The 12,342-nt window shown below is 37.3% G+C and carries 11 protein-coding genes; 6 read left to right on the top strand and 5 right to left on the bottom strand.

Translation table 11 applies throughout. The features are described 5' to 3' along the window. Positions 1–25: 25 nt before the first annotated feature. From FNN08_RS08840 to FNN08_RS08820, 5 genes are all read right to left on the bottom strand, one after another. Complete coding sequence (locus FNN08_RS08840) at positions 26–400, bottom strand: hypothetical protein (protein WP_143584882.1); 375 nt, start codon at positions 398–400, stop codon at positions 26–28. A 94-nt stretch (positions 401–494) separates the two neighbouring features. Further along, positions 495–989: a methylated-DNA--[protein]-cysteine S-methyltransferase gene (locus tag FNN08_RS08835; protein WP_143584880.1), complete on the bottom strand. Its 495-nt coding sequence runs from the start codon at positions 987–989 to the stop codon at positions 495–497. A gap of 24 nt (positions 990–1,013) precedes the next feature. Then, the gene (locus tag FNN08_RS08830; RefSeq protein WP_143584878.1) at positions 1,014–2,486 is read right to left on the bottom strand and encodes a DNA-3-methyladenine glycosylase 2 family protein; all 1,473 of its coding nucleotides are present in this window, start codon (positions 2,484–2,486) and stop codon (positions 1,014–1,016) included. A gap of 112 nt (positions 2,487–2,598) precedes the next feature. Beyond that, complete coding sequence (locus tag FNN08_RS08825) at positions 2,599–3,159, bottom strand: DUF882 domain-containing protein (protein ID WP_143584875.1); 561 nt, start codon at positions 3,157–3,159, stop codon at positions 2,599–2,601. 197 nt (positions 3,160–3,356) lie between these two features. Further along, the gene (locus FNN08_RS08820; RefSeq protein ID WP_143584873.1) at positions 3,357–3,971 is read right to left on the bottom strand and encodes an arylesterase; all 615 of its coding nucleotides are present in this window, start codon (positions 3,969–3,971) and stop codon (positions 3,357–3,359) included. Positions 3,972–4,130: 159 nt separating this feature from the next. On the opposite strand from FNN08_RS08820, the gene FNN08_RS08815 reads away from it, so the two are divergent. From FNN08_RS08815 to FNN08_RS08790, 6 genes are all read left to right on the top strand, one after another. Then, positions 4,131–6,818: a TonB-dependent receptor gene (locus FNN08_RS08815; RefSeq protein WP_260679299.1), complete on the top strand. Its 2,688-nt coding sequence runs from the start codon at positions 4,131–4,133 to the stop codon at positions 6,816–6,818. A 136-nt stretch (positions 6,819–6,954) separates the two neighbouring features. Continuing rightward, positions 6,955–7,998: a helix-turn-helix domain-containing protein gene (locus FNN08_RS08810; protein ID WP_143584871.1), complete on the top strand. Its 1,044-nt coding sequence runs from the start codon at positions 6,955–6,957 to the stop codon at positions 7,996–7,998. Positions 7,999–8,113: 115 nt separating this feature from the next. Then, entirely contained in the window at positions 8,114–8,779 is a 666-nt protein-coding gene (locus FNN08_RS16590) for a c-type cytochrome (RefSeq protein WP_143584869.1), read from the top strand. Next, positions 8,779–10,023 carry a cytochrome-c peroxidase gene (locus FNN08_RS08800; RefSeq protein ID WP_143584867.1) on the top strand — a complete coding sequence of 415 codons (1,245 nt, stop codon included), beginning with the start codon at positions 8,779–8,781 and terminating at the stop codon, positions 10,021–10,023. The genes FNN08_RS16590 and FNN08_RS08800 overlap by 1 nt, the downstream gene beginning before the upstream one ends. After that, the gene (locus tag FNN08_RS08795; RefSeq protein WP_143584865.1) at positions 10,016–11,521 is read left to right on the top strand and encodes a parallel beta-helix domain-containing protein; all 1,506 of its coding nucleotides are present in this window, start codon (positions 10,016–10,018) and stop codon (positions 11,519–11,521) included. The genes FNN08_RS08800 and FNN08_RS08795 overlap by 8 nt, the downstream gene beginning before the upstream one ends. 151 nt (positions 11,522–11,672) lie before the next feature. Beyond that, the gene (locus FNN08_RS08790; RefSeq protein ID WP_143584863.1) at positions 11,673–12,338 is read left to right on the top strand and encodes an SDR family oxidoreductase; all 666 of its coding nucleotides are present in this window, start codon (positions 11,673–11,675) and stop codon (positions 12,336–12,338) included. The last annotated feature ends 4 nt before the right edge of the window (positions 12,339–12,342 follow it).

The following is a 12,342-nucleotide window of genomic DNA, read 5'->3' as shown; positions in this document are numbered from 1 at the left end:
TTTTAATAGAACCTATTACTTCTATTTACTCAGGTGGTAATAGGTTCTTACAATGGCTAGTTCTGAATTGGCTTTGTACAAACAGTAAATGTGAAGCATGGCGTTTGTTACTTTTTTTCTCTAGCCATTGGCTCGAAATAATTTGATGTGTTACGGCATATTCAAATATGCGAACTGGAGCTTGTTGGTAAAACAATTGCGTCGCTTCAATATGAGCTTGATTATTTGGGTTTTCTGGCGAGCGTTGCTCAATTAGCTTTGCTTCTAAATCAGCCGCTACTTTTTCGGCAATATCTAACCTTAACCAATCGATAAAAGCATTATATTGTTTTGCTTGATACAGTCGCCACATCATCCAAATTAAAATGAGAGTAGCAAGTATGGCGATAGCTTCGGACATATATTTCAGTATTTTTGTGGCTAAAATTCAGGGCTAGTTTACCAATAGAGTTAGAAGAACTCACGTGCTAATTTCTAATTAATAAAAATTGCTATTACACCCTAAAGTTAGCTCCTTCTAACATAAGTAGTTTTGCTTTTATTCCCATACCGCCGGCATAACCGGTAAGCTTTTTATCTGCGCCTATCACTCGATGGCAAGGCACAATAATGGCAATTTTATTAGCTCCGTTTGCACTGCCTACAGCACGAACAGCAGCAGGTTTGTTGATGTTTTTAGCAAGCTGACCGTAACTTATGGTTTTTCCTGACGGTATTTTTGTTAAGGCATGCCAAACATTCATTTGAAATGTTGTTCCAGTCTGGCTTAGTGGTAAATTAAACTGAGTTCTTTGGCCGGCAAAGTATTGCGTTAATTGCTCTATTGCATCATGCAAGTGTTGTGGGTATTGTTGCTCATCACGGCAGTATTCGGTTAACACATCAACGGCAACTTTACCTTGCTGAAAAGCAACTTCAGTAATGCCTTCATCGCTTGCTAAAATTGCTACGTCGCCGCATTGGCTAGTTAAAATGTGACAGTAAATCATAATCTATAAGTCTCGTATGTATTGTTACAAAGAAAGTGAATACCACAAGTAGATAGCTGCATAAGCTCTCCAAGGTCGCCAGCTCTCTGCTCTACTAAGTATTTCTTTAGTGGTTGGTCGTTGTTCATCTTCTGTATTTTTATTTTTTGCTAATGCTTTAATAATACCTAAATCGGCAGCCGGAAATGCATCAGGTAATCCTAAACCACGCATCGCTAAATAGTTAGCTGTCCAAGGACCAATACCTTTAACCTGACAAAGTTTCTGCTCAAAAGAGTCACTGTCTTGAGCTTGGGCGAACAATTCTATATTTTCACTGTAAAAATTAACCCAAGTTTTTAATGTTTGTTGTCGTGTATTGGTAATACCGATATCGCTAAATTCAGCTTTCAGTAATTGTTGATAGGTAGGAAAATATAAACTTAATTGCTCTGGAAACGTATTGTCTATTGTCTTACCTGCACTGGCTCCTTGGCTTTGTACTGCTGTGCCATATTTTTCGGCAATTCTACCGGCAAGAGTTGTTGCCGCTTTAACTGATATTTGTTGGCCTAAGATAGCTCGGATAGAAAACTCAAAAATATCCCAACATCCCGGTAGCCTTAATCCATTTACCTTGTCTATTACTTTAGCTAAATCAGCATCTTTTTTAAGCTGAGTTTGTATTGAGAGTAAGTCGCAATCTAAATCAAACATTTTACGAATGCGGTAGATTACTTTTGGTAATGCACAATAATTATCTAAATTAATATTCAGTAGCAAATAATTTTGTTTTGTTGGTTTTGATACTTCCAGCCAACCAGTGCTGTTATCTATATTTATAGTGCGTTGGTAACTGTGCTCAATAAACTCGATATTTGGAATTTTTCTATTTGCTAAAAAATCGAGCATTAATGGCCAATTGAGCTCTCCTTTATAATTCAACTTTATAGATAAATTATCAGTAAGTTTAGCTTTACTACTTTTGCGAATAGCCAAAGGGGTTATGCCATACTGCGCTTTTATTTGCTCGTTAAAACTACGTAAGCTGCCAAAGCCACTAATTATCGCTATATCATTTAATTGTAATGAGGTAGTAAGTAATAAATTACGGGCATTAATTTGCCTTTTTTGATTAATAAATTGTTTCGGTTTTAACCCTATTTTTTCAATAAACAGGCGTTGTAATTGCCTCTCGCTTATTGCTAATTTTTGAGCAAGTTGTAAAACAGATAGTTGTGGCTGATACGTTAAATACTCTAGCGCTTGATCTAATATGGAAGGTAATTTTTGCCCAGGCGCTAACTCCGGTTTGCAACGTTTACAGGGCTGAAAACCATTAAACTCTGCATGAGTAGCGCTTTGATAGTAACGCACGTTTTCTTCTTTTGCTGGGCCGGCAGGGCAAGTCGGACGGCAATATATTCCAGTAGTAATTACTGCTGTATAAAATTGACCGTCGAAACGTTCATCACGAGAAAGTCTGGCTCGATTACATATTGTCGGATCTAATTGCATAACATACAGAACTCAAAATTTAATTGAGTTCATCATACGACATTAGATAAAGTTATTCTCGCGAAAACCCGACATTAGTCAAAACTAATGTCACAAGGTTTCAATGTAGAAATTACCAGCTACGAACCCAACCGGTATCTATATGGATAAATCCAGAGTTAGGGTAGTAACCAACACCGCCTAGTTTAAGTGACTTAGCTGTATCGCGGATTAATTTAAGATCAATACCTGGAATGGTAAAGTCGATAGCCATGCCTTTCATATGAAAACTTTTTTTGGCAACACCATTGCTGCGACTAGCTAACATATTGTTGGTTTTTTCAGAGCGGAAGCCTGAAATTATATGAATTTCTTTATCCGTTACTAAGCGCTGTTGTATTTGATGCAGGAAATCGTATAAACGTCTATCCATTGGCGCAGCTTCATTTTGTCTATGATCTCTAAGGTTATGCTCAAAAGCATTAACAACATCAGTTTGAAATGAATTGTTAGCCCAATAAACACCTTCTACTCTTTCATTAGTATGGCGATTATATAACGCTAAACGACGTACCGATTTTTGCCCTAAACTTGCCTGTGCTTTAGTTGCAATTAAAGGTGTTGTCGCTCCTAATGCTACTACCGCACTTACTTGGCGAAAAAACTGTCTACGGTTACCACAAGCTAAGCCCATACTGCCTCTTAGATACATAGTTATTGAAAGGTCGGCTAGATTACCTATAATTTTTAAATATGGCAACAGTACAAAAAGTGTACAGTTGTTAAGTGTGGTTAAGTAAAGCTTGTAAGTGTTTATTGGTAAAGTAGTTTTTAATGAAAAGTTAATGGCGTATTAAATTGTACTATTTTGTACAAAACAGTATAAACGCCTTATATTGCGCCATTATCTTGTAATATTTCAGATACTCGTTCAGCAAGTTTTCGGTAACCCTGTTGGTTAAAATGCACTGAATCTGACTTTAAAGCCGGAGTTTTTAGCAGTGAAGAAATTATATTTTTATCAAACACTAGTTGATATTCATCGGCTAACTCTTGATATAAATCGGCACTGCTAGAAAATAAGCTTTTCTGAGGTACGCCAATTAATACTACCTCTATCCCTCTTGCATGCATTGATTCAATCATTAAAGCTAAATTAGTTTTGGTTTTTGATAAATTAATGTTTCGTAAAATATCATTCCCTCCCTCTAATAAAATGACTAAATCTGGTTGGTGTTTATCTAATAAACCAGGAAGCCTTAATAAGCCTTGCTCCGTTGTTTCACCTGAAACTCCAGCATTAATTACGGTTAATCCAGTTAAATCTGCTAGTACTGTTGGGTAGCTTTGATTTTTATTAACACCTTTACCAAAGGTTAGGCTATCACCAAAAGCTAATATTTTAGCCGAATATGGCAATGGCGATAATTTAGCGTTATTGCATGATTGTACTAAACACAATACAAGAAAAAAGGTAATTAAAAATAGAGGGTTAGGTTTATTCATTGATTATTATTTTTTATTTGTGGTTACTAGTTTTTAACAAATTGCTTTACATATATTAACAATAAAGGGAGTATATGATAAAGGCATGGAAAGTCTAATAAAAAACACGTTAAGGAATAACGTAAAAAATAATAAAAATAAGTTTATTGGGGAAAATTCGTGTCATTTCAATCTATTCAAAATAGTTCAGCGACTAAGTTAAAGAAAAAATTCCTTGCTAAAACAATTGCCGCGGCATTAATTGCTACGCCACTTGTTGGCTATGCAGCAGAAGAAAGCGAAGAAGATAAAGCAAACATCGATGATGTTATTGTGGTAACCGCGCAAAAACGTTCGCAAAACGTGATGAAAGTGCCGGTAACTGTCGACAGTATCTCTGCAGAAACAATTAAGCAAAGTGGCTCAATTATGTTGAGTGATATCGATAAGTTTATTCCAGGGTTTGATTTTAGTGACGGCGATGTTACCCAAGCCGGTGTTACTATGCGCGGTGTATCAAGTCCAAATATAAGTGTCGGTGGAGATCCTTCAACGGCAACTTTTTTTGATGGTGTGTATTTACCGCGTGCTGCGCAAAATGTTTTATTTTCAGATATGCAGCGAGTTGAAGTATTAAAAGGTCCGCAAGGTACATTATTTGGTAAAAACGCTGCCATGGGGGTTGTAAATATGATCCCTAATGCGCCACAAGAAGAATTCGAAGGCTTTATCAAAGGTAGCTTTGGTACCGATAATCTACAGCGCCTTGAAGGTATGGTTAACTTTGGTATCACAGATAATGTTTACCTGAGAATAAATGCCTTAAACAACACACAAGATGGCTATATTGATAATGTTGCGGATTCACCATTAAATATGGGTGAAAAGGTATGGGATGCTGGTGAAAAAGACCACCAAGCCGCTCGTGTTGCACTTAAGTGGGATGTTTCAGATAAAACTAATATTTTATTGTCTTACGATTGGGATAAGTTAGATCAAGCTCCTGGTGCTGCAATTGGTTTAAGTGAATACGCTGAAAATCCACGTGACCCGTTTGCCGATACTTTTGCTAATGATGTTGTTAATGGCGGTGAAAGCCGAGATATGACGGCAACCACCTTAAAATTTGAACATGAATTTAATGACCAATGGTCAATGATGTTCACCACAAGTTACCGTGAATGGGAAACGAATAACCGTATAGATGAAGATGGTACGCAAGACATTACTCGCTATCTTGATACCGATAACCACGAAGATTCAGATATTTTTTATAACGAGTTACAGGTTAACTATAACAGTGACAAGTTTAACTATGTGGGCGGTATTACTTACTCAAAAGAAGATGTTCATCAAACAACTTATATTAATGTGACAACGGATACCGTTGCTCGCTTAGTTACAGGTGATCTTAATGGTCAAGTTAAAGGCGTTGTCGAAGGCGAGGTTTATAATGGTCTTGATCAGGCCGGTTTAATTGATATGGCGGGCGGTGATGTTGATACTGCAGCTGCATTGTATGCGTGTACTCTTCAAGGTGCTCCAGATCCTACTGCTTGTATTGGTCAAGTATCATTTGATGATGTAGTAAACCAAGCTTATGACGATTCTGGTTTAGAAATGGATCATATTTGGAATGCCGATGAATGGGCCAATACCTTAATGGCTATGGGCATGGGAGTTGATGCCGATTTTGTTCGACAAACAGGTGACTTAACTTATGATTTAGCCGCGCTTGAATTTGGCGAAGCTTTAATCTTTGGTCCAAGTTTTTCAGGCATGATGTGGTCAGAAAATTTCATCAATAATGGTGAATTTACCAGCTATGGTATTTATTCTGATTTTGATTTCCAGTTAACTGATAAATGGAATGTATTCTTTGGCTTACGTTACTCTGAAGATGAAAAAGATTTTTCATGGGAAGTAAGTGAAACTCAGTTTGCCCAAGTAAGACCTGGGGTAAGCAATGTTTTATTCCCACCAAGAGAGGAGCTGTGGCAGTCAAAAACTTGGAGTAAAACAACTGGTCGTTTAGGTACTGGCTATCAGATAAACGACGACCATATGGTTTTTGCATCGGTTGCCACAGGTTATAAATCAGGTGGTTTTGATTCATTAAATTCGCCTCATAGTGAAGCGGATGGTTCAATTATTATTGATCCTGCAACTGGTGAGCCGGTTGATGTTTCATTTGAACCGGAAGAATCGGTAAACTTTGAAATTGGCTATAAAGGGGTATTATTTGATAGCGTACGTACAACGTTTGCTATATTCCACAATATCTTAGATGACAGACAAACCAGTAAAAACTCTAAGCAACCGGATCAAGCACAAGCTTTACCTACCATTGTTAATGAAGATATGGAAATTGATGGTTTTGAGCTTGGTATGGACTGGCAAGTAACCGATACTTTTGTAACTGGTTTTGTTACCGAAGTTAGAAGCACTGATATTGAAACTGAAGAGTTTTATAATGATGTTGGTACCTTAATTCCTGCCGGTAGCAGCTCAAGTGACACCAATACATCTTACACCCTTAAAGCCGATTGGATGCCAGACTTAGGTTTTGGCACCACAGTTGTGCATCTTGATTATGTATTTAGAGAAAACGATCGTGGTGCAATTATTGGTGAAGATGAGTGGGTTAATGAAATCCCTCATTATTTTGACGATACCGAACTACTTAATGCGCGTATTTCTTGGATCAGCGAAAGCGATGCGATAGAAATTGGTATTTGGGGTAAAAACTTAATGGATAACCGTTACAGTGGCGCTCCAGGTGGTCGTACTAAAGATATATTAGGTACTGGCTACACTAGTGTTAACCGTGGTTTAGAAGCCGGTATTGATATTCAATATTCATTCTAATTTCTGCAGCGTTAATTATTAACAATAGCCACCTAAATCAAGGTGGCATTTTTACGCTATACATTTTATTAATCTTGGTATTCGTTACCGGGAATGATAATCTTTAGAATCTAATAATTTCCCAAGTTTGTATTTTATGATGGACCAGATAAGCCATTTTTTTGCTCAGTTTGCTTTTGCTCAAATGGTTATAGCCATTCTTTTACTATTACCTCTTTTAGCCAACAGTCAACAAGTCCGTCTGTATTGCTCTCTGGTTGTTTGTGCCAGCCTTTATTTGTTACCTAACATCTTTGGTAGCTTTACCCTTGATAACTTATTCGCTTGGTTAATATTTATCGCGGGAAATTTATTACCTGGAGTGTTTTATTTAGTCTGTGTAAGTTTATTTCGTGAACAAGTAAAGCTTAAGTCTTGGCAATTTTCACTTGCTACAACACCGGCTATTATTTTACTTGTGGCGCAGATGGTGCAGATTAATTTAAATTTAGAAAGTGATTCAGCTATTTTATATCCGAGTAAAGTCTTTGTTTTAATTTTAGATTTAGGCTTAGCTTGTTATGCACTTTTTGTTGCTATAAAAAGCTGGCGCAACGACTTAGTTGCTGATCGCCGTATAGTTCGTGGCGGTGTTATTAGCATAGCTGCAACTTATATTATTTTAGTGATCTTGTTAGGACAAGTAGTGCAGGTAAACTGGTCTTGGTTAAATCCACTGGAAATGGCTTTGTTGGCTTTACTGATGACGGGCTTAAATTTTTATATGTTCCGTGTTAAACCTGATAGTTTATTTGCAAAGCCTGTTAATACTGAGGTAAATGAAGCCTTACCTGTGGAAGATGCCGCATTGCAAAGCTTAAAGCAAACAATGTTAGATGAGTCTTTATATAAACAAGAAGGTTTAACTATTTCACAATTATCAAAAAGTATAGGTATTGCTGAGCATAAATTAAGAGTGTTAATTAATACCGAGCTCGGTTATCGCAATTTTAATGATTTTTTAAACTACTATCGCATTCAATATGTCAGTGAAAAATTACTTACCAATGAGCATAAAACGACCCCGATATTAAGTTTAGCAATGGAAGCAGGCTTTCGTTCACTAAGCTCTTTCAACAGAGCGTTTAAAATGACCCATAACGCTACACCTAGCGAATACCGTAAGAATCAGTCAGCTTAATTGATTATTTAATCGATAATTTTAATAATCCGTCAGCATTTTTTAAAAATACGTAAGCATTTTGTGAATAAATAATAGTATAGTATTTACTGTTTTTAACTAATCATGAGTGCTTATGAATTTTCTCTCTACGTTACTAATTAAAATTACTGCTCTGAGCTTGCTTTTCACTTTCTCCAATTCATCAATAGCAAATACTGAGAAGGCAACTGCTGATATAAATGCTGGTAAAGCCTTGTATCAAACTTGTATTAGTTGTCATGGCGATAAGGCTCAAGGTAATGATGCATTAAAATCGCCAAGTTTAGCAGGTCAATACGATTGGTATTTAGCAACGCAACTCAATAATTTTAAATCGGGTAAGCGTGGCACTCATGCTGACGATGTTAGCGGTCAACAAATGGCTGCTATGGCAAAGGTTTTAGCCAATGAGCAAGCGGTTAACAATGTAAGTGCTTATCTCGCCTCATTACCATCACAGGTTGAGGCTATAGCAATAGAGGGCGATGCTCGAAACGGTGATAATAAATACAATGCAGTTTGTGGTGCCTGTCATGGCCCAACAGCTAATGGCAATGAAAGCCTAAAAGCACCAAATTTAACTATCTTGTCTTCGCAATATTTAACCACGCAAGTTAATAATTATAAAGCTGGCATTCGCGGCTACCACGCTGACGATAAATTAGGTCGCCAAATGAAAATGATGGCGGGTATGGTGCGCAGTGAAAAAGATTTAATCGACATTATTGCTTTTATTAAATCAAAGCAATCAGACAAGTAATGCGTTTATTGTTTCTCACCATTGTTGTAGCATTTTTGGCAAGCACACAAGTCGTTGCTCAAAACAATAATCCCTCTAATAAAACTGACTTTGTACTAAGCACGCAATGCCCACCAAGCTTTGAAAAAACAAACGCTGGTGTGTGTGAATTGCGCAATATGTACCAGTTTTATAATTCAGTGCAAAATAGAGGCTTAGGTGGCACGCAAACCTCATTACCTAAATATCGAGATGGCTTTACACCAGAGCAAATTGATTTAGGCCGTTATTTATTTTTTGATCCTGCGTTATCAAAAGATAACAGCTTATCGTGCGGTAGCTGTCATCAGCCCGATAAAGGCTTTAGTGATGATTTAGACAGAAGTGTAGGTATTACCGGAGAAAAGGTTGCTCGTAGTGCACCAACACTTTGGAATGTGGCCTTTTTAGATAAGTTCTTTTGGGATGCGCGTAGCAATTCCCTAGAAGAGCAAGCATTAGGTCCATTGTTTGATCCTAACGAAATGGGTAATACGCCTGAACATTTAGTGAAAACGTTAAGCAGTATTGAACAATATCAGCAGATGTTTAAAGTGGCTTTTCCAAACTCAAGTAGGTTAACTGTTGAAGATATTACTATTGCGCTAACTGCTTTTCAGACTAGCTTGATTTCCTTGAATTCACGTTACGATCAATATGCCCATGGCTATCATCAAGCCTTATCTGAAAATGAAATTAAAGGTTTAAATATATTCCGCTCTTTTGTTGCGCGTTGTGCTGAATGTCATCAACCACCGTTATTTACCAATAACCAAATTGCAGTAATTGGCACGCCTGAACCAGAGGGGATTCCATTTGATGTTGGCGCTGAAAAAACCTTCAATAATAAAAAGAACCGTGGTGGCTTTAAGGTTCCAACACTTAGAAATATTGCAAAAACAGCACCTTACATGCATTCTGGTGGTATGAAGGATTTACGTGAGGCAACTGAGTTTTATAATAAAGGCCGAGGTCACGCAATCCCTGAAGGTGAAGAATTATTGATTCATTGGCATATTTGGGAGCCTAATTTACAAGATGCTGAAATAGACCTTATTGTTGAGTTTTTACAAACCCTAACCGATGAAAGTTTAACGCCGCAATTACCAACTCATTTACCGTCAGGTCTACCGGTGATTGATGCAAACTATGCAAAGGCGAATAAGAAAGAAAAAATAATAACAAATAAATATAATAATACAGCAAGTGGAGAAGAAGATGAGTAAAGGCAAAATTATAGGCGCAGTATTAATTGCAGGGGCTTTTGCTGCCGGTAGTTATTGGGGCGGCTTAAATAAAGACGCAGTCATAACATCAAGCAGTAGTGGCGCAAGTTTCAGTGGCGGCTATGATGCATCAAAAGATGCTGATGCCAGTGCAGGCGCAATTGAAGTAGTAAAAGGTGAAGTAATCACCGTCAATGATGGCGAGTCGATTATGGAAGCGGTAAAAGCTGCAAATCCTGGTGATACTATCCAAGTAATGCCTGGTACTTACCATGAAACTGTGTACGTAGATAAAGAAAACATCTCAATTATCGGCGTGGTTAAAGAAGGCGAGCGTGCCACTATGGATGGTAAAGGCGTGTTAAATGACGCGGTTTTATATTCAGGTAATAATTTTGTTATTGAAAACATGAAAATTACTGGTTACAAAGGCAACGGCATTATGGGCCAAGCCGGTAATAACTTTATTATTCGTAATAACTTAATTGTTGATACGGGTATTTACGGCATTTTTCCACAGTTAGGTAAAAACGGTATTGTTGAGCACAACATCGTATCGGGTATTGAAGATGCTGCGATTTATGTGGGGATGAGTGACAATATTCAAGTGGCATACAACGACGTATTTGAAAGTGTTGCTGGAATTGAAATTGAAAATTCTCGCCACGCTATTGTTGAAAACAATTACGTGCATAATAACACTGGTGGCATCTTAGCGTTTGTTACCCCTGGTTTACCGATTAAAACCACTTACGATGTTATTATCCGTAATAACTTTGTTGTCGATAATAATCATAAAAACTTTGCTATACCAGGCTCGATGGTGAGCATGATCCCAGCCGGATCTGGTATTGTTATCTGGGCTGGCGATGACGTTATTGTTGAAGGTAATATTATTACTAACAACAAAACGGCAGGTATTTTAATTGCTGGTCATGATGATTTTGGTTCGGGTTCGAACGATCCTGAATCAGAGCCAAATTCAGACCGTACCATGATTTTAGATAACTTTATGCTAAATAATGGCTACGATACTATCGATGAAGTAAAAGCCTTATTATTAGCCGAATTTAAAGACACTAATAAAGCCGATATTATTAAAGTTGGTGGTGGTGTAGATAGCTGTATCATTAATCGTCATCGTTACATCACCTCGGGTGTTAGCTCTTGGAAAGAGTGTGACTTTACTAATACCAAAGATATTGATACTTACTTATTAGACACACCTGTTCCGCCTCGTGTTATTGATAAATCTGAAACCGGTAAAATTGCTTATTTAGGCGTTTGTACTGGTTGTCATACCTATAGTGACCGCATGATTGGACCACCAGTTAGTATTATTCAAGCGTTATATATGGATAACCCACAAGGCATTGCTGACTACATCGCAAAACCAACCAAAAAGCGTGATGACTATCCTGAAATGCCACCGCAAAATTATTTAGACGAAGAAACTCGTTTAGCCGTTGCTAAATATATGCTTTCAAGAACTAAATAAAATTTAATACTATTTTTGTCATCAGGCCATAAGTTTACTTATGGCCTTTTTTTTATCAAAAAAAAGAATAAAAAGTTACAAATTAATTGTGATCTTAACTCGATAATTATACATACTGTTAACATATGAAATTTTATCAAATGGAAAAGTGATGAGCCGTACAATTGTAATCACCGGAGCAAACCGAGGTATAGGTTTGGCTTTTACGAAAATATATAAGCAAAATGGCGATAATGTTATTGCGCTATGTCGCCAAAGCTCGCCAGAGCTTGAGCAATTAGGGGGAACGGTTGTTACTGATATTGATGTAGCAAGTGATGCTGGTTTAGCCAAAATGATGACAGCACTTGCCGGTATTACTATTGATATTTTAATCAACAATGCTGGTATTTTACGAGACGAGAACCTGTCTAACTTTAATAACCAAACCATTATTGAGCAATTTATGGTTAATGCGTTAGCCCCGATCAATGTATGTCAACGATTGCAGAAAAACCTAAGCTCAGGCAGTAAAGTTGCCCTAATTACCTCAAGAATGGGGTCTATTGCTGATAATGATTCTGGAGGTCGTTATGGCTATCGAATGTCAAAAGCAGCGTTAAATGCAGCGGGAAAATCTTTAGCGGTTGATTTAGCTAATCGTGACATTGCAACAGGAATATATCATCCCGGCTACGTGCAAACTGATATGGTAAATCACAACGGTGACATTTCTGCTGACGTTGCTGCTGGTCGTTTAGTTAACTTAATTGATGATCTATCGTTAGCCAATACCGGTGTTTTTTATCATTCAAACGGTCAAATTTTACCTTGGTAATTAG

The sequence above is a fragment of the Thalassomonas sp. M1454 genome (assembly GCF_007097525.1).
Lineage (GTDB): Bacteria > Pseudomonadota > Gammaproteobacteria > Enterobacterales > Alteromonadaceae > Thalassotalea_A.
This window is presented reverse-complemented; position numbering and strand designations above follow the sequence as displayed.